The 16,870-nt window shown below is 63.6% G+C and carries 16 protein-coding genes; 9 read left to right on the top strand and 7 right to left on the bottom strand.

Annotated features, from left to right (window positions below; all coding sequences use genetic code 11):
- Positions 1-29: 29 nt before the first annotated feature.
- From LOZ74_RS11895 to LOZ74_RS11885, 3 genes are read left to right on the top strand one after another with little or no spacing between them, the layout of a single operon-like run.
- On the top strand, positions 30-1,367 hold the full coding sequence (locus tag LOZ74_RS11895) for an aromatic ring-hydroxylating dioxygenase subunit alpha (protein ID WP_230291389.1): 1,338 nt from the start codon (positions 30-32) through the stop codon (positions 1,365-1,367).
- A gap of 12 nt (positions 1,368-1,379) precedes the next feature.
- Positions 1,380-2,576, top strand: coding sequence for a MaoC family dehydratase N-terminal domain-containing protein (locus LOZ74_RS11890; RefSeq protein WP_230291388.1), 1,197 nt, complete (start codon positions 1,380-1,382; stop codon positions 2,574-2,576).
- A gap of 11 nt (positions 2,577-2,587) precedes the next feature.
- Entirely contained in the window at positions 2,588-4,306 is a 1,719-nt protein-coding gene (locus LOZ74_RS11885) for a class I adenylate-forming enzyme family protein (protein ID WP_230291387.1), read from the top strand.
- Here the strand turns inward: LOZ74_RS11885 and LOZ74_RS11880 are convergent.
- The gene (locus tag LOZ74_RS11880) at positions 4,303-4,617 is read right to left on the bottom strand and encodes a non-heme iron oxygenase ferredoxin subunit (RefSeq protein ID WP_230293886.1); all 315 of its coding nucleotides are present in this window, start codon (positions 4,615-4,617) and stop codon (positions 4,303-4,305) included. The two genes, LOZ74_RS11885 and LOZ74_RS11880, sit on opposite strands and share 4 nt — an antisense overlap.
- Before the next feature lie 136 nt (positions 4,618-4,753).
- Between LOZ74_RS11880 and LOZ74_RS11875 the strand changes: the two genes are divergently transcribed.
- Positions 4,754-5,221 (top strand): VOC family protein, encoded by a 468-nt coding sequence (locus LOZ74_RS11875; protein WP_230291386.1) that lies wholly within the window; start codon positions 4,754-4,756, stop codon positions 5,219-5,221.
- Between the two features lie 14 nt (positions 5,222-5,235).
- Positions 5,236-6,969: an FAD-dependent oxidoreductase gene (locus tag LOZ74_RS11870; RefSeq protein ID WP_230291385.1), complete on the top strand. Its 1,734-nt coding sequence runs from the start codon at positions 5,236-5,238 to the stop codon at positions 6,967-6,969.
- A gap of 17 nt (positions 6,970-6,986) precedes the next feature.
- Here LOZ74_RS11870 and LOZ74_RS11865 read toward each other — a convergent pair whose 3' ends face one another.
- From LOZ74_RS11865 to LOZ74_RS11850, 4 genes are read right to left on the bottom strand one after another with little or no spacing between them, the layout of a single operon-like run.
- On the bottom strand, positions 6,987-8,198 hold the full coding sequence (locus LOZ74_RS11865) for a CaiB/BaiF CoA-transferase family protein (protein WP_230291384.1): 1,212 nt from the start codon (positions 8,196-8,198) through the stop codon (positions 6,987-6,989).
- Positions 8,195-9,352, bottom strand: coding sequence for a CaiB/BaiF CoA-transferase family protein (locus LOZ74_RS11860; RefSeq protein ID WP_230291383.1), 1,158 nt, complete (start codon positions 9,350-9,352; stop codon positions 8,195-8,197). Before LOZ74_RS11860 ends, LOZ74_RS11865 begins: the two co-directional genes overlap by 4 nt.
- A 19-nt stretch (positions 9,353-9,371) precedes the next feature.
- Complete coding sequence (locus tag LOZ74_RS11855; protein ID WP_230291382.1) at positions 9,372-10,796, bottom strand: SRPBCC family protein; 1,425 nt, start codon at positions 10,794-10,796, stop codon at positions 9,372-9,374.
- Between the two features lie 30 nt (positions 10,797-10,826).
- Positions 10,827-12,113, bottom strand: coding sequence for an amidohydrolase family protein (locus LOZ74_RS11850; RefSeq protein ID WP_230291381.1), 1,287 nt, complete (start codon positions 12,111-12,113; stop codon positions 10,827-10,829).
- Between the two features lie 252 nt (positions 12,114-12,365).
- On the opposite strand from LOZ74_RS11850, the gene LOZ74_RS11845 reads away from it, so the two are divergent.
- From LOZ74_RS11845 to LOZ74_RS11835, 3 genes are all read left to right on the top strand, one after another.
- Positions 12,366-12,695 (top strand): 2Fe-2S iron-sulfur cluster-binding protein, encoded by a 330-nt coding sequence (locus LOZ74_RS11845; RefSeq protein WP_230291380.1) that lies wholly within the window; start codon positions 12,366-12,368, stop codon positions 12,693-12,695.
- Positions 12,696-12,815: 120 nt separating this feature from the next.
- Complete coding sequence (locus LOZ74_RS11840) at positions 12,816-14,141, top strand: cytochrome P450 (protein WP_230291379.1); 1,326 nt, start codon at positions 12,816-12,818, stop codon at positions 14,139-14,141.
- A gap of 2 nt (positions 14,142-14,143) precedes the next feature.
- The gene (locus tag LOZ74_RS11835) at positions 14,144-14,980 is read left to right on the top strand and encodes an SDR family NAD(P)-dependent oxidoreductase (protein WP_230291378.1); all 837 of its coding nucleotides are present in this window, start codon (positions 14,144-14,146) and stop codon (positions 14,978-14,980) included.
- 17 nt (positions 14,981-14,997) lie between these two features.
- Here the strand turns inward: LOZ74_RS11835 and LOZ74_RS11830 are convergent, their stop codons facing one another.
- Together LOZ74_RS11830 and LOZ74_RS18340 are read right to left on the bottom strand one after the other, a co-directional pair.
- A complete protein-coding gene (locus LOZ74_RS11830) occupies positions 14,998-15,576 on the bottom strand; it encodes a TetR/AcrR family transcriptional regulator (RefSeq protein ID WP_230291377.1) in 579 nt (192 codons plus the stop codon).
- 100 nt (positions 15,577-15,676) lie between these two features.
- On the bottom strand, positions 15,677-15,802 hold the full coding sequence (locus tag LOZ74_RS18340) for a hypothetical protein (RefSeq protein WP_370638826.1): 126 nt from the start codon (positions 15,800-15,802) through the stop codon (positions 15,677-15,679).
- Between the two features lie 102 nt (positions 15,803-15,904).
- Here LOZ74_RS18340 and LOZ74_RS11825 point away from each other — a divergent pair, with 102 nt between their 5' ends.
- The gene (locus LOZ74_RS11825) at positions 15,905-16,765 is read left to right on the top strand and encodes a cytochrome P450 (RefSeq protein WP_370638825.1); all 861 of its coding nucleotides are present in this window, start codon (positions 15,905-15,907) and stop codon (positions 16,763-16,765) included.
- Positions 16,766-16,870: the final 105 nt, after the last annotated feature.

Below are 16,870 nucleotides of genomic sequence, written 5' to 3'. Positions count from 1 at the left end.
CCAAGACAGGAATGGAAGAGGAACTGGCGATGAACGCGGAAAGCAAAACAACCCGCCGCCTGATCGACCGGCCCGTAAGGATCGGCGCCGAGGCCTATACCAGCGCCGATTATGCGCGGGACGAGGCGGAAAAATTGTGGCCGCATGTCTGGCAAGTCGCCTGCCGCGAGGAAGAGATCGAGAAGCCGGGCGATTACGTCACCTATGACATTGCCAGCGATTCGATCATCGTCGTGCGCGGAAAGGACGGCGACATTCGCGCGTTCCAGAACGTGTGTCGCCACCGTGCCCGCCGGCTGACCGAAGGCTGCGGCAACAAGGCGCGTATCACTTGCCCGTTCCATGCGTGGAGCTGGGATCTGGACGGCAAGTGCATCGGCATGACCCGCGGCGAGGCATGGGGCGATGCATTGACGAAAGACGATATGCCCCTGCTGCCGGTTCAGGTCGGCACATGGGGCGGCTGGGTGTTCGTCAACATGGCCCCCGATGCCGCGCCGCTTACCGATTATCTGGGCGAGGTTGCCACCAATCTCGCGCCGTTCGAATTCGAAAAGATGTGCTATCGCTGGCGGCAATATCTACACTTTCCCTGCAACTGGAAGGTCGCGATAGAGGCGTTCAACGAAGGCTATCACGTGGCGGGCACCCATCCGCAGCTGACCAAGTTTTCGGCCAAGCCGACATGGAGCGACGGTTGGGGCATTCACGGCGTTTTCGGTTCGGCCGCACGCGAAGGATCGGGCGGGGCCAGTGCGGGCGCGGCAGGCGCGGTCGACATGCGCGAGGGGTTGAAACATTCGCTGAACCAGCTGTGGGAAGAGGTGAACGCCACCACGACCCAGACCATGGTCGATGTCGCCAATCGGCTGACCGACGAATTGCCCGAAACTGCGACGCCGCAGGAAGTGCAGATGCACCTCATGAAGCGCACGATCGAGGAAGATGCAAAGCGCGGCGTGCTATGGCCGCAGATCGACCCGGCCCAATTCGCCAAGGTGGGCAATGTCGTCCATATCTTCCCCAATACGGTGATCATCCACGGGCCGGTCTTTGCCCTGTGCTATCGCGCGCGGCCGGACGGGACCGATCCCAACCGCTGCATTTTCGAGGTCTATACGCTGGAGAAATATCCCGAAGGGACCGAGCCGCGCCCTGAAAACCTCCACCGTCCCGAAATGACCGAGGAGAACTGGCGCAAGGTGCTGTGTCAGGATTTCTCGAACATGGAGGCAGTGCAGCAAGGGCTGAACAGTCGTGCCTTTCCGGGGATCTATCCCAGCCCCGAAGAGGAAAAGGCCATCGTCAATTTCCACCGCGTGCTGGCCGGTTACATCGGTCGCGGCGCGCCCGAGCCCATAGATTGAAGGCGTGAACACATGGCCGATACGGACACCGAAACCGCAGTGACACTGGATACCAGCGACGTCGACAAATATGTCGGCAAGCAGGTCGTCTTCGCCGAGATGTGGGACCCTGCCAGCGGCACCGACATCCGCCGCTGGGTACAGTCGCTGGATTACGCGAACCCCATCCATTTCGACGAGGAAGCGGCCCGCGCCTCGCAATTCGGCGGGCTGGTCGCGCCGCAAAGCTTTACCGTGGCGATGGATTACGGCCATGGCTGCCATCCGTCGTGCATCGGACATGTTCCCGGCACGCATCTGATTTTCGGGGGCGAGGAATGGTGGTTTTACGGCGGGCGCATCCGTCCCGGGGACCATCTGCGGCAGGAACGTTTTTTCGCCGGCTACAAGGTGACCGACACCAGCTTTGCCGGCCCCACCATGTTCTCCGACGGCGACACCTATCACTACCGCGAAGACGGGACGCTGTTCGCCAAGGAACGCGCCACTTCGATCCGCTATCTGCGCGAGGAAGCGAACAAGCGCGCCGTCTATGACAAGGAAAACCGCGCGGTCAAAAGCTGGACCGCGGAAGAGATGGAAGAGATCGATCGTATCCGGCTCGACTGGATCCTGTCGAACCGGGAGGGTATTTCGCCCGCATGGGACGATGTGGCGATAGGCGATACGCTGCCGCGCCGCGTGATCGGCCCGCATACGCCGCTGACCTTCGGGTTCGAATATCGCGCCCACCGCCAGAACATCTGGGGCACCTGGCGCTGGAATCCGCCCGAAGGCGTGGTCGATCCGGCCAAGGCCGAAGCCGGTTTCTCGCAGGACATGACCTATGATTTCGAGGCGCAGAAGATCGATCCGCGCCAGAAGGACGGGCTGTATTACGGTCCCTCCAGCGGCCATCTGAACCCCGCGAAGGCCGAGAAGATCGGCATGGGCGGCACCTATGGCTATGGCGCGTCGATGAATGCATGGCATCTCGACTATGTCGCCTATTGGGCGGGGAACGAGGGCTATATCTGGCATTCGAAGACCCAGTTCCGCAAACCGGCATTCGAAGGGGACGTGACCTTTTTCGAGGGCGAGGTGATCGAAAAGATCGAGACGGGCGAGAACGGCCTGCCCGTCGTGAAGGTCAAGACGCGGCTGACCACGCAGGACGGCGACACGATCCTGACCGGCATCGCCACCGTCTCGCTGCCGCGCAAAGCGTAAGAGGGCGGGCGATGGATATCTCGCGGCTGGTCGCGCGTGCGCCCGGAGACAGCGGCCTTTCGCTGGTGGAGGCGATCGGTATTGCCGACGAACCGGGCCTTGGCGCGCTGACCATCGGCGGATATCTGGAAGATGTCGTCGCGCGCTTCGGCATGGCCGAGGCGGTCAGCTTCAACACCGGCCCGAATGGTTCGGATGGCGCGCGCCTGTCGTGGAGCTATATCGACTTGCGCGACGCCGCGATGGAGGTGGCGGGCGGGCTGCTGGCGGGCGGCATGCAGCCAGGCGAGCGGATCGGCATATTGATGACGAACCGGCCCGAATTCCTGTCTGCCTTTTTCGGGATCGCCATGGCCGGCGGGGTCGCGGTCGCGCTGTCCACCTTTTCGACCGAGGACGAGCTGGCGCATCTGGTGGAAGCGTCGGAGATTACCACGCTGCTGATGGAAGCGCGCGTGCTGAAAACCGATTTCGCAGCCATGATGGGGTCGCTGGAACCGGCGGTTGACGCGGGGGCGCTGCCGGGCGCGCGGTTCGCGAAGCTGCGCCGGATCGCGGCGCTGGGTGACACGGCGCAAGCGGGCATCGCGGAATGGCGCGAATGGCTGGCGACGGGCAGGGACATTGAAGAGCAGGCGGTGCTGGACCGTCTGGCCAGGGTCCGTCCCGAAGATGCGGGCGGCATATTCTTTTCATCGGGCACCACCAGCCTGCCCAAGGGCATCGCGCACAGCCAGCAGGCCTTTGCCATCCAGTGGTGGCGCTGGCCGCGTCTGTTCGGCATGCACGAACCGGTCCGCGCGTGGACCGGCAACGGGTTCTTCTGGTCGGGCAATATCTCGATGGTGGTCGGCACGGGATTGTCCACCGGCGGCTGCGTCGTGCTGCAACGCTTTTTCCAGGCGGACGAGGCGCTGCGCGTGATCGAGGCAGAGCGCGTGACCTTCGCCAATGGCCGCCCGCATCAATGGGCGCGACTGCAAGCGGCCGAGCGGTGGGATGCGGCCGATCTGTCCACGCTGAAATATGTGCCGCGGGGCGAGATTATCTGGTCCCACCCCAGCGTGGATACCGATTGGGAAGTGCCCCAGACCTTCGGCACGACCGAGACCATGTCCGCCTGCACCTGCATCGGGCGCGAGGCGAGCGAGGCGGATTACGCGGGCAGCTATGGCCTGCCGCTGCCGGGCAATGTGCTGAAAATCGTCGATCCCGACACGCGCGAGATCGTGCCCGTCGGTGACCATGGCGAAATGTGCATCAAGGGTCCGACCCTGATGAGCGGATATCTGGGCAAGAGTTTTGCCGACTGCTTCGATCCGGACGGATTTTACTGCACCGGCGACGGCGGGCGCGTGGATAGCGAGGGGCGGTTCTTCTGGGAAGGGCGGCTGACCGCGATGATCAAATCGGGCGGGGCGAATGTGGCGCCCGAGGAAATCGACGAGATCGTTGCCAACTGGCCCGGTGTCAAACGCGCGCAAACCGTGGGCGTGGCCGATGCGCTGCTGGGTGAGCGAGTGGTGACCTGCATCGTGCCGGTCGATGGCGCGGATGTCGATCGCGACGGGCTTGCCGCGCATCTCAAGGACCGGCTGGCAAGCTTCAAACTGCCCAAGCAGATCCTGATCTGCAGCGAAGAGGATTTCGCGATGACCGGCAATGAAAAGGTCAAGCCCGCGCTGGTCCGCGCCATGGCCGAACGGCGGCTGAGCGAGAACGCGGGCTAGGCGGCGACCTCGATCACCCCGTCCACGATCCGCACCTCATAGGTCTCGATCGGTTCGGTCGCGGGCGGGTTCATCGGCGCGCCGGTTTCCAACCTGAAGCGCGCGCCATGGGCGGGGCAGGATATCCAGCCGCTGCGCATGCGCCCGCATTCCAGCGCTTCCTCGGCGTGGCTGCACAGGTTCCGCACGGCGAAAATACGCCCCTGCGTATGGCACAGCAGCACCGATTTCCCCGTAATCTCGACCTTGTGGACCGTCCCTTCGGGAACAGCGCCGACGGGCGCGGCAGGCGTGAAATTTCTCTCTGTCATCGCCCGGTGATGTGCCGCCGTTCCGCCGCGTTCAAGTCCGGCGGAATGGCGGGCAATCGCCAATGCCTTCAGGGTCATTCGGCCCGCACGGGCGCGGTGTTACCCCAATGCTGGGAACCCGCGTGCGGAGAGGATAATGAACGAGCTCGATTACTATCAATACGCCTATGTCACGACCGACTGGCGCAAGGCGATGGAGGAATTGTCCGCCCAGCACGGGATCGGCGACTGGATGGAAATGCCCGATGCCGAATTCGATACCGGCCCCGGCAAGACGGCCGTGTGTCATTTCGCGCTGGCCTTCAAAAACGGCCTGCAATTCGAAGTCATCCAACCGCTCTCGGGCGATTGCGAGGTCTATCGCGCGGGGCTTCCGGCAAGCGGATATGCCAAGCGGTTCCACCATCTGGGGCGGCATTTTTCCAGTCGCGCGGATTTCGACAGCCATATGGCCGATGCGAAATCGCGATACAGCCTGCCGGTCGCGGCGGAAACGATGGGCGGCGAATATGCCTATTTCGATGCGCGGGACGAGACGGGGCATTTCATCGAATATTTCATCTTCCCGCCGGATTCGCATCTGTCTGCGGTGCCCAAATCGTGATCGGGGAAGGCGCGATGGAAACCGAATCCTATGATCTGGTCGTCGTCGGTTCGGGCGCGGCGGGCGCAATGGCGGCGCTGCGCGCGGCGGATGACGGGCTGTCGGTGCTGATCGTCGAAAAGGAACGCAAGTTCGGCGGCACTTCCGCCGTATCGGGCGGGGTGCTGTGGGTGCCCAACCATAAGCTGAACGGGCCGGAGGAAGACAGCCGCGAGGAAGCTTTGGCCTATCTTCGCTCGATCATCACCGTGCCGGTCAATGAAAAGCGGCTGGAAGCCTATGTCGATCAGGCGCCGCAAATGCTGCGTTTCATGGCCGATACGGGCGTGCCCGTGACGGCGGGCGTTTGGCCCGACTATTTCCCCGAAGCGCCCGGCGCGCGCAGCGACCGTTCGATCGTGGTGCCGACCTTTGACGGGCGCAAGCTGGGCGACAGGCTCTATCCGCTGATGCGAGAGCAATATAACCGGTTCAAACTGTTCGGAAAATATTCGATGGATTTGACCGAGACCTTTACCCTGATGCTCCAGTCCAAGGGATGGAAGCGGACGGTCGCCAACATCTACCGCCGCTATTACCTCGACCGCGAGACGCGCAAGATCAGCCACCGGGACCGCCGTTTCACACAGGGCGCCGCACTGATGGGCGAGATTTATGACAAGGCGTTCGCGCGCGGTGTGCAATTGCGGATGGAAACAAGGCTTGAGGAGCTGCTCGTCGATGCCGAAGGTGCGGTCACCGGCGTGGAGGTCAGCAATTACGGCCGCCGCTATACCATCGCCGCGCGCCATGGCGTGGTGCTGGCGGCGGGCGGGTTCGAATGGAACCAGCAATTGCGCGACCGTTTCTATCCCGTCCCCGGCCTGACGCGCCACAGCTCTACGCCAGAGGATGCGAACAGGGGCGAGGCGCTGATCGCGGGCGAAAAGATCGGTGCCAGCACCGAACATACCGAACAGGGCTGGTGGTTACCCACGATGCAATTGCCGATGCCGGGCGCATCCAATTTCCATGAAATCCATCAGGCCGCCTTTGACGTCGGCCGCCCGCACAGCGTGTGCGTCAACCGCAATGGCGTGCGTTTCGTGAACGAGGCGACCGGTTACGACCGTTTCGGTCAGGCGATGGTGGCCGACCACCAGAAGACCGGCGCGAATTGCCCGTGCTGGCTGGTGTTCGACGCATCCTTCCGCGACAAGTTCAGCGCGGGCGGGCTGATGCCCAATGTGCTGATGCCCGATGCCAAGGTGCCCGGCGACTGGTGGGATCATTATGTTTTCCGCGCCGATACGATCGCCGGACTGGCCGACAAGATCCACGTGCCTGTCGACGCGCTGAACGCCACGGTTACGCGCATGAATGAATATGCGCGCACCGGCGTCGATGCCGAATACGGGCGCGGGGGCAATGCCTATGACCAGATGTTCGGCGATCCGCGCGTGTCGCCCAATCCCTGCCTTGGCCCCATTGCCAAGGGGCCGTTCTATGCTGTGCCGATCAATAATGGCGATCTGGGCACCAAGGGCGGGCTGCGCTGTGACGAAAGGGCGCGTGTTCTGGACGGGGCGGGGCAGGCGATTGTAGGGCTTTACGCGGCGGGGAACTGTGCCGGATCACCCTTTGGCGATTGCTATCCGGGGGCAGGGGCGACCATCGGTCCGGCGCTGACCTTCGGCTATGTGGCGGCGGGCGATGTGATTGCGCGTGTCGGCAACAAGCGGTCGGTAAAGGAAGCGGAGCCGGCCTAGGCGACTGGCGGCGCGGTTCAGCTGATCGCGCCGCTTTCCTTCAGCCGCGCATATTCGGCATCGTCCAGCCCCAGCAGGTCGCGATAGACGTAATCGTCATGCTGGCCCAGCGTGGGCGCGCCGTGCACGATCTCGGCCTCGTCGGGCGACATATGCCATGACGGGCCGACGACGGGGCGCAAATCGCCATTGCCGTTCTGCACCATGCGATAGGTGCCATCGGCCCAGAACTGGTCCTCGCCCATCAGGTCCAGCGTCGAGTTGGCGCGATAGGCGCACAGCCCTGCCGCTCGCAGCCTGTCGGCAAGGGCGCCCGCATCGTGATCGCGTGTCGCACCGCCTATGGCGGCTTCCAGCGCGGCACGGTTCACAACGCGCTGCTTGTGTGTGGCAAAGCGCGGATCGTCGGGCAATTCCAGCGCTTCGGCCAGCTTTGCCCACTCCCCGTCCCCGTCGCAGGCAATGCTGATCCAGCCATCCTCGCTGGTCGGAAAGAAGCCGTGCGGAGCATATTCGGGATGGGCATTGCCCGCATGGCGCGGCAAATCGCCCGTCAGACCATATGTAAACAGGCTGTCCCCGATCAGGCCCGAGATTGCCTCCACCGCCGACAGGTCGACCTGTTGCCCTTCGCCGGTAGCGTCGCGGTGGTGCAGCGCGGCGATCGCGCCGAAAGCGGCGGCGGCCCCCGCGGTCGTATCGCCATAGCGGATATTCATGCCGCGCGGAACGCGGCCTTCGTGTCCGGTCAGCCCCGTCAAACCGCCGATAGCGGCAAAGCTGGGCGCATAGCCGGTCTGGTAACCCAGCGGCCCCTCCGCCCCGTACATCTTGATCGAGACATGGATGATGTCGGGCCTGATCGCCTTCATCGCATCATAGGACAGACCCAGCTTGTCCAGAGCGCCGGGGCGCAGATTGTCGAGCACGATATCGCTGACCGCGATCATGCGGCGCAATTGTTCGATGCCTTCGTCCGATTTCAGATTGACGCGAACGCTCAACGCCTCGGTATTCTGGCTAAGGAAATAGGGCGCATGTTCGATATCCACCCCGCCATAGGCGCGCATTTCGTCCATCGCGCTGGTGCTTTCGACCTTCAGCACCTCGGCCCCCAACTGGGCCAGCAGCTTGGCCGCATAGGGACCGGCCCAGACCTTGGCGATGGCCAGCACGCGCACGCCCGCCAGCGGACCACCCCTGTCACAGGCATGGCCGGCCGCGCTCATGGCAGCACCTCTGCGCGGTCGGCATCGGGGGCAGGGGCAAGGCGCGTCAGCCGGACGGGAGAGGCCGTCATGCGATAGGGCACGGTGGGATAATCCTGCACCCCCAACACCGGATGGGCGAGCGACTGGAAGAAGCCGCGATGGCGGTATTGCGCGTTCGCCAGCAGATCGGCGGCGGTGTTCACGGGCACCAGCGGCACGCCCAGTTTCTGGCCCCGTTCGCTGATTGCATTGCGGTTCTGCTGCTTCATCCAGGGGCGAAACGCCTCTCGAAATGCGGCCACACGCTCGGGCGTGCAATGGAATTCCAGCCAGTCGTCGGGAAATTCCGCCGCCCAGCCGGGATGGTCCATCAGCGCCTTTAATCCCGTCCAATGGTTGCGCGTCATCATCACCAGATGCACATGACCGTCGGCGCAGGCGAACACGTCGCCCGGCCCGCCCATGTCATAGCGGCGGCGCGAATGGCCGGGTTCGTCATCGCCCGCCAGCACACGGCCCAGCACGACATCGGCCCTGCTCATCTGCACGGCTACTTCGGAAATGGCGATGGATTGTCCCTTGCCGGTGCGCCGCTGGCGCAACAGGGCCGCAGATGTCGCAATCGCCGCGTCGAGGCCGGTGTCGTAATCCTGCATGAACCGGCCCGCACCCATCACGGGCGGGTCGGCGGGATCGCTCTCGCTGGGGGTATGCCATGCCCAGCCGCCGGCTGCGGCGATATTGATCGGCAGCGCGCGCTGCCGATCCTGCGGTCCGTGCAGGCCGAACGGAGTGATGTGGCAATGGACCAGCGCCCCGTGCCGCGCGCGCAGGGCAACCGGGTCCAGCCCTGCCGCCGCCGCCCAGCGCGGGTCGTGATCGTCGACCAGCGCATCGGCCCGCGCGAGCAGGCGGTCCAGCGCCGCGCGCCCGTCGGCGGTGTTCAGGTCGAGCACGACCGATTTCTTGTTGGTATTGCAATAGGCAAAGATCGCGCTTTCGCCTTGTCCGTGCGCATCGGTCACATGCGGGCCAAAGCGCCGCGTGGGCGATCCGCCCGGGCGTTCCACCTTGATCACGTCGGCGCCGAAATCGGCCAGCAGCCGTCCGGTCCATTCGCCGCACACGCGCTCTGCCGTTTCGACAATGGTCAGACCCGATAATGCGGTCATGTCGACACTCGCAAAGCCATCAGGGCTGCAAGTCCTTCATCGATGCCCTGAACGGCTCCATCGCCATATATTTATCGACCGTCGCCTCGAAATGGCGGATCCGGATTTCCTGGTAATTGGCAAGGCTGATGCCCTGCTTGGCGCTCGCTTCCAGACCTTCCTGCTGGGCGAACAGATTATCGGTATCCTGATCGAGAATCTTGCCGAAACCCGGGTCCATGCCTTCCGCCTCGGCAAAGCTCTGGCGGTCTTCCAATATCTGGACCTCGGCGGTCTCGTAATGGCCGCTCTTGGGCTTGGGCCGCATGAACATCACTTCGTAGATCGTGCGGCGATGGTCACGCGCATCGGGGCGGAAGCGATAGATCATCGGCAGCGAGATGCCGGGGAACAGGAACAGGTTCGGAAAGAACGTATAGCTGTAGGTATCGAGCAATTCGGTATCCGACACATGGCTGAGGTCGCTGTCGGTTGCAGCCTCGAACATCGAACGGAACATGTCGGCCATCACCTGCCGCGCGCGTTCGCCTTCCTTCAGTTCGGGCTTGGTGCCGCCCAGTGCGGAACTGTCGCCCAGCGTGAAATTCTCGATAATGTCGGCTTCGGAATATTTGTCGCGCAGCTTGGGGCTGACAACGCCCAGCGTCGAGATGAAGCGGTCCACGTGGTCGTCATAGACGTCATATTGCGAATTCACGTCGCCATTGGCGGGCGCGACCTGCGGGTGCGTGTCGCCGACGTGATAGGCTTCCATGAAAGCCTCCATCGTCAGCTTCCAGTTCGCCGGATAGCTTTTCTGCACATGGAGGTAGATATAGCGGTCCTCCAGCTTCCACGCCTTCAGATGCGACAGGGCCTTTTCGCCCAGATATTCCGCAAGCGGGGGAGCGGCAGGGTCCATATTGACCCACACGAAACCGCCCAGCCGCTCGACCCGCGCCTGCGGCAGGCACATCTTGCGGTCGTCGAGATGGGTGAAGTCCCAGTTTTCGGGGATCTCGTTCAGACTGCCGTCCAGATTCCAGCTCCAGCCATGGAACGGGCATTTGATCATCGGGGAATAGCCCTCGGTCCCCGAAGGCTTCAGCTTGGTCCCGCGATGCAGGCAGGCATTGTAATGCGCCTTGATCTCGTCCTCGGCGCTGCGCACGACGATAAAGCTGTAATGGCCGATGTCATAGACATAGTAATCGCCGACCTCGGGGATGTGATCCTCTCGGCAGGCCATCTGCCATGTGCGCGGCCACAGGCGGTCGAACTCGCCCTGCGCGAAGTCCGCGTCGGTATAGCGGTCCTTGGATACGTCCTCGCTGCCCAGATAGACATAGCTGTCGTCGCGCGCCCATGCGGGGGCGGCGTTGCGGTCGCGGGCGATGATGTCCTGCGTGCTTTCGGCGGGATGGCGCGCTTTGCCATGGTCCAGCTTTCCGGTTTCGACGTTCATCTTGGCCTCTCGGGTCTGTACTAACTGGTGTCAGGCGCTGGCGGCGGCAGTTGCGCGCGGCGCGGTGTCTTGCGGCGTCCGGGGCAGCGCGTTCTTGCAGATCGCGCCATCCTTCATCACGAACAGCACGTTGTCGGGCCCTGCCAGCACGCGCGGGTCTTCCAGCGGATTGCCGTCGACGATGATCAGGTCCGCAAGCCTGCCCGCCTCCAGCGTGCCGAGCGATCCGTCGTCCATCATGGCAAGGCCGCCATTCGCGGTGGCGCAGACCAGCGCTTCGGCAGGGGAATAGCCGTAATAATCGATGAAGAATTCGATATCGCGCGCCTGCGTGCCCTGCGGGCTCCAGCCAAAACCGTAATCGCCGCCGATCAGGTGCCTGATGCCGCGCTTGCGCAGCTCGGTATGCGTCTTGCAGCTGTTTTCGAGGAGATCGGGGATATTCATATACCCGCCGACTTCCGCCGATAATCCGTGCGCCGCCGCTTCGCCCGCCATGATCTGGTGGAACAGGCCGACGGTCGGCACCACGAAAATGCGGTCGCGCGCTTCCTCCATCATGTCGAACAGTTCCTCGTCCGCATATTCGCAGTGGAACAGCGCATCGACGCCCGCGCGAATGCAGTGCTTCGACCCTTCGACCGATCGCGTGTGCGCATTGATAATGCGGCCATAGGCGTGGGCGGTTTCGGCGGCGACGCGCACTTCGTCGAATGTCATCGGCGTGGTGTGTCCGGGCGTGCCGGGATAGAACGGATCGCCCGAGACATCGATTTTCACATTGTCGACCCCCTCGCGGCAATGCATCCGCACCGCGCGGCGCATTTCCTCGACCCCGTCGACGATCGTGCTGGGGCCGGTGCGCGGATCGTGCTCGCGCCCCTCGTCGCCGATGGAACCGGTCACGCTGATTTCCAGACCGCCCGCGCGGATGCGGGGGCCGGGCAGACGGCCCGCATTCACCTCGTCGCGCACCGCGACCGCCAGCCGCAGCTTGGCTTCCGACGCGCCATAGGCGCTGGTGAAACCCGCCTCGATCAGCGCTCTGGCTCCGCGCGCGGTGGTAAAGGCCTGCGCTTCGGGTGTCGGCTTGATCAGGTCTTCGGTCGCGCACACGTTTTCGAACGACAGATGGGCATGCCCTTCGACCATGCCGGGCATCACAAAGCGTCCGCCCGCGTCGATCACACGCTCTGCCGGTGCACCCTGCGCATCGGCAGGAGCAATGCGGTTGCCCTCGACCAGCAGTTCGCCGCGGCGCGGCTCGCCGCCGGTTCCGTCGAAGATCAGCGCATTTGTGATCAGCACGCGGCCCATAGTGAAAACCTCTCTCTTGCGGGCCTTTCACCTGTGCGTTCTTGTCGGCCCGTTCGGCTCCCTCCTACTACGCAGCCATGGCGGCCTGAATGACTGGGGGCGCAAATCCGGTTTGCTGTAGGCGACGGCGGGCGACAGCGCCGGGGCGATATGGCTGCGCTATGCCCGTGCGGACAATTCGCCCCGCTTTCCCGACAAGCGCGTTTGCGGCTAGCCTGCGGCGCAACCGATCAGAGCAATTCAGAGGAACGCATGGGCGCGATTACCGTCAGGCTGACAGATGTGGACGGAAAGGAAGTGACGATCGACGACTGCGAAGCGGGCGAGACGCTGATGGAAGCGGCCCGCCGGAAGGGCGTCGCGGGTATTATCGCCGAATGCGGCGGGGCGTGCTCCTGCGCCACCTGCCACGTCTATGTGGACGAGGAATGGATCGACATGGTGGGCGAGCCCGACGATGTCGAAGAGGATATGCTGGACATGGTGGACGATATCCGCCGCCCCAACAGCCGCCTTTCGTGTCAGGTCAAGCTGACCGCGCGGCTGGACGGGCTGACGGCGGAAGTCGCGCCGGAATTATAGGCCCGAAACGCAAGACGGCCGCCTGCGCGCGCGGGCAAGTCCCGCTTGGCGCACGGGCATGGTCCGGCGCCGCGCTTTGCGCGATGCTGGCGCCCGAAGACTGGAAAGAAGGGAAAGAGGATGGATGCCGCCGCACAAGGGCTGGAGGACGACCAGGGCCTGCAGGAGCAAAAGCGCCTTCTGGAAGAAAAGACACTGCTCGACCCCGTGGTGCACAAGCAGCCCCGCCGGTTCTATGCCGCCATGCGCAAGCTGGACCCCGTCCATTACGACAAGTCGATCGACATGTATCTGATCAGCCGGTGGGAGGACATCCAGACCATCCAGCGCGATCCCGTTACCTTCTCGGTCAACAAGGGCTATCACACCCAGCAGGCCAAGGGCTTTGCCGAGGAATTCCAGCAGATCCTGCGCGAAAAGGGCGGCGGCTATTTCCCCGACGCCATCATGTCGGACCCGCCCTATCACACGCGCGTGCGCAAGCTGATGGAAAGCGCCTTTACCGGCCACCGCGTGAAGGAGCTGGAGCCGCGCATCATCAAGGTGATCGACGATCTGATCGACGAGATCGTGGCCGATGTCCCTGCCGGCGAGCGCGGCGCGATGGACGCGGTCACCGACTTCGCCCAGCCGCTGACGATCCGCATCATTTGCGAACAGCTTGGTCTCGACTGGTCGATCAAGGAAAAGATCGCGCGCTGGTCGACCGCAGTGACGGCACAGATCGGCCGAATGCAGGACCGCGATGAGATGCTGGGCCATGCCGAACAGATTTGCGAATTGCAGCAATATATTATCGGCAGGATGCGCGAGCGTCAGGCCGATCCGAAAGAGGACATGATTTCCGACATCGTCCACGCCAAGGAGGGTGAGGGCGAGGATTCGGTGCTGACTTTCGAAGAGGCCGTATCGCTGGTCCGTGCCCTGCTGATCGCGGGGAACGAGACGACGGCGACGGCGCTGGCGAATCTGGTGTTCATCCTGGCGACCGAGCCGGGGATTGCCGAAAAGCTGAAGGCATCGGTCGACGACGACCGGCTGATGAACCGCTTTGTCGAGGAATTGCTGAGGATCGAGCCGCCGGTGCGCGGTTTGAGCCGGATGACGACCAAAGAGGTGCAACTGGGCGGCAAGACACTGCCCGAAGGGGCGCATCTTTTGCTGATGTATGCCTCTGCCAATGACGAGCCGGAGATTTTCGAAAATCCCCGCCAGTTCGACATGGATCGCAAGAACATCATGAAACATGTCAGCTTTGGCGGCGGCGTGCACAAATGCGTCGGCCTTGCGCTGGCACGGATGGAGATCAAGGTCGCCGCGCGCCAGCTGGTCAAAAGGATGGACGATTTCAAACTGGCGATTGCCGAGGAGGACATCGCTTTCCTGCCTACGGTCGCTACGCGTTCGATGGAGAGCCTGCCCGTAACCTACCGGAAGCGCGGCTGAACATGGCTGGCGAGCTTGCAGGCAAAACCGCCATCGTCACCGGCGGTTCGGGCGGCATCGGAAAGGCAACGGTCGAACTGTTCGCGGCCGAGGGCGCCCATGTCGTCATCGCCGATATCGACGCGGATGCGGGGCAGGCGCTGGCAGATGCGATCGGCGCCGCCGCACGGTTCCGCCGCACCGATGTCAGCAAGCGCGAGGATGTCGAGGCGCTGGTCGCCGACGCGGTCGACAGCTTCGGCCGGCTCGACATCATGTTCAACAATGCGGGGATCGCCTGCGCGGCCTTTCCTGATTTTCTGGACGATACGCTTGAGGATTTCGACCGCGTCGTCGGCGTGAACCTGTTCGGCCCGATGATCGGAACGCAGGCCGCCGCGCGGGTGATGCGCGGGCAGGGGGGCGGCGTCATTCTCAACAATGCCTCTATCGCGGGTATTCTGGCCGGACAGGCGATGATGACATATCGCGCGACCAAGGCGGGGTTGGTGCATTTTTCCAAGTCCGCCTCGATCGATCTGGCGCGGTACGGCATTCGCGTGAACTGCCTTGTCCCCGGCCATATCCGCACGCCGCTCAGCTCTTTCGAAGAGGGTTCGGAAGACGGCAATATCGGTGAATTATCGCGCGCGATCGACCAGATCTATCTGTCGAACCAGCCGCTGAAACGGCGCGGCGCGCCAGAGGATGTGGCGCAGGCGGCATTGTTTCTTTCCAGCGACCGCGCGCAGCAGATCACCGGCATCGCCATGCCCGTCGAAGGCGGGGTGACGACGGGCGATCCGGTGAACCATCTGGCCGACATCGTTGCCGCCCGCGCGCGTATTCTGGGCGATTAATCGCCCGCACCGGATGGTCAGCCGCGGGGCATGACGGGTGCGATGGCCAGACGTTCGATGATCGCGGCCACGTCGGCGCGCGGCATGCCGGCCCCGTTCTGAAGCCACCAGCCCAGAATTTCGAGCACCGAGGAAACCGACACCACGACGGCGAGATCCTTGGGAATGCCGCGCTCTGCCTGAGGCGCTGCGGCGGCGAGTTCGCGCGCCTGTGCCAGCAATTCCTCGCGCACCATGGCTGCCGCGCCGCCCGTCAGCAAGGTGGTCCACAAGGCGCGGTGCCCTGCCACGAAATCGCACAGCGCCATCGTCGATCCGCGCATGTCCGCGCTGAACAGCAGCCCCGCCGAATGCGCAATCAGATCGGCGATTTCCTGCGATGCGACCGCCGAAAGCAACGCGTCCTTGTCCGCATAATGGCGGAAGAAAGTGGCATAGCCGATGCCCGCTTCCTTGCAGATCTGGCGCACGGTCAGATCATCGAAGCGGTGCGTTTCCAGCAGGGTCAGCATCGCGGCGCGCAGGGCCGCCAGCGATTTGCGTGCGCGCGCATCGCGCGGCGCATCAGGCAGGCTTGACGGGGTCGGTTGATCCATTTTATGATACACAGTGTCTTATAAAATAGCGAGCGGGATGAGAAAGGCAATGGACGCAATCGTGGATCAGCGCAAATCCGCATGTATCGCGGCGCGTGGATTACGGATCGATGCCGATGCGCGGCGGGTGGTCTCTCTGGCCGAATCGCGCGCGATCATGCGCGATACGACCGCGCTGCAGGACGGACCCGGCGCGGATGAGGTGGATGTCGGCAATCCCGAGCATGTGCCGGTGTTCTATCTGGACGGAGATGCGCACAGGAAACGCCGCGCTGCCATTGCCCGCTATTTCACGCCCAAGGCAATCGCTACCCGTTATCAGGCGATCATGCAGGATACGACCGACCGGCTGCTGACGCGGCTGCGGGCGGACGGGCGGGCCCAGCTTGACAGCATCAGTTTCGAACTGACCGTCGCGGTCGCCGCCAATATCGTCGGCCTTGTCGAAACCAGCGCCGACAAGATGGCGCCGCGACTGGAAATGGTGCTGAAAACGGCCTTCAGCGGCGCGACGGGGCTGGGCCGGATCAGGGACAAGATTCTGCGCGCATGGTATGGCTATCTCTTCTATTGGGTCGACGTCCGGCCCACCATCGCGAAGCGGCGCAAGGCACCGCAGGACGACATCATCAGCCAGTGCCTTGCCAAGGGCTATTCGGACAAGGCGATCCTGGTCGAATGCATGACCTATGTGACGGCGGGCATGATGACCACGCGCGAATTCATCGTGATGGTCGCGTGGCACATGTTCGACAATCCCGATTTGCGCGCCGATTTCCTGCGCGGTGACGAGGACCGGCAAATGGCGATCCTGCTGGAAATCCTGCGGCTGGAGCCGATTGCGGCGGTGCTCTATCGCCGCGTGCCCGATGGCGGGGCGGGGGAACGCGTCGCGCTGGATATCAGGGCGGTGCATGACGACGAGGCTTCGGTCGGGCGCTGTCCCCATGCCGTCGATGCGGAGCGCGCCGCGCGCGAGGGGCAGAAGGGCGAATTCATGAGCTTTGGCGACGGCCCCCACCATTGCCCCGGCTGGCAGGTCGCCCTGCACGAAACGCGCGTGTTCGTCGATGCGCTGCTGCGCGTGCCCGGCATTACGCTGGCCCGTGCGCCCGATATGCAGTGGAACGATGTTCTGATGACCTATGAACTGCGCGACGCCATCGTCACCTGCGACCGGACCGGATAAAGCGGCACATCGGGTCGTTTCGATGACGGCCCAATCGCCGGAGCGAATTTTGCGCGCGCGTTGTGACTTGGCGCGAAGCCCGACTTAGCTTTCCCCGCAAACAGC

This window comes from Croceicoccus sp. Ery5 (assembly GCF_020985325.1).
GTDB lineage: Bacteria > Pseudomonadota > Alphaproteobacteria > Sphingomonadales > Sphingomonadaceae > Croceicoccus.
This window is presented reverse-complemented; position numbering and strand designations above follow the sequence as displayed.

Coding starts and splice junctions, on each gene's coding strand:
- LOZ74_RS11865 (WP_230291384.1), bottom strand. CDS start 8,198: ATGAGCGCGGCCGGCCATGCCTGTGACAGGGGTGGTCCGCTGGCGGGC.
- LOZ74_RS11855 (WP_230291382.1), bottom strand. CDS start 10,796: ATGAACGTCGAAACCGGAAAGCTGGACCATGGCAAAGCGCGCCATCCC.
- LOZ74_RS11830 (WP_230291377.1), bottom strand. CDS start 15,576: ATGGATCAACCGACCCCGTCAAGCCTGCCTGATGCGCCGCGCGATGCG.
- LOZ74_RS11875 (WP_230291386.1), top strand. CDS start 4,754: ATGAACGAGCTCGATTACTATCAATACGCCTATGTCACGACCGACTGG.
- LOZ74_RS11885 (WP_230291387.1), top strand. CDS start 2,588: ATGGATATCTCGCGGCTGGTCGCGCGTGCGCCCGGAGACAGCGGCCTT.
- LOZ74_RS11860 (WP_230291383.1), bottom strand. CDS start 9,352: ATGACCGCATTATCGGGTCTGACCATTGTCGAAACGGCAGAGCGCGTG.
- LOZ74_RS11835 (WP_230291378.1), top strand. CDS start 14,144: ATGGCTGGCGAGCTTGCAGGCAAAACCGCCATCGTCACCGGCGGTTCG.
- LOZ74_RS11845 (WP_230291380.1), top strand. CDS start 12,366: ATGGGCGCGATTACCGTCAGGCTGACAGATGTGGACGGAAAGGAAGTG.
- LOZ74_RS11870 (WP_230291385.1), top strand. CDS start 5,236: ATGGAAACCGAATCCTATGATCTGGTCGTCGTCGGTTCGGGCGCGGCG.
- LOZ74_RS11895 (WP_230291389.1), top strand. CDS start 30: ATGAACGCGGAAAGCAAAACAACCCGCCGCCTGATCGACCGGCCCGTA.
- LOZ74_RS11825 (WP_370638825.1), top strand. CDS start 15,905: ATGCAGGATACGACCGACCGGCTGCTGACGCGGCTGCGGGCGGACGGG.
- LOZ74_RS11840 (WP_230291379.1), top strand. CDS start 12,816: ATGGATGCCGCCGCACAAGGGCTGGAGGACGACCAGGGCCTGCAGGAG.
- LOZ74_RS11850 (WP_230291381.1), bottom strand. CDS start 12,113: ATGGGCCGCGTGCTGATCACAAATGCGCTGATCTTCGACGGAACCGGC.
- LOZ74_RS11880 (WP_230293886.1), bottom strand. CDS start 4,617: ATGACAGAGAGAAATTTCACGCCTGCCGCGCCCGTCGGCGCTGTTCCC.
- LOZ74_RS18340 (WP_370638826.1), bottom strand. CDS start 15,802: ATGCTCGGGATTGCCGACATCCACCTCATCCGCGCCGGGTCCGTCCTG.
- LOZ74_RS11890 (WP_230291388.1), top strand. CDS start 1,380: ATGGCCGATACGGACACCGAAACCGCAGTGACACTGGATACCAGCGAC.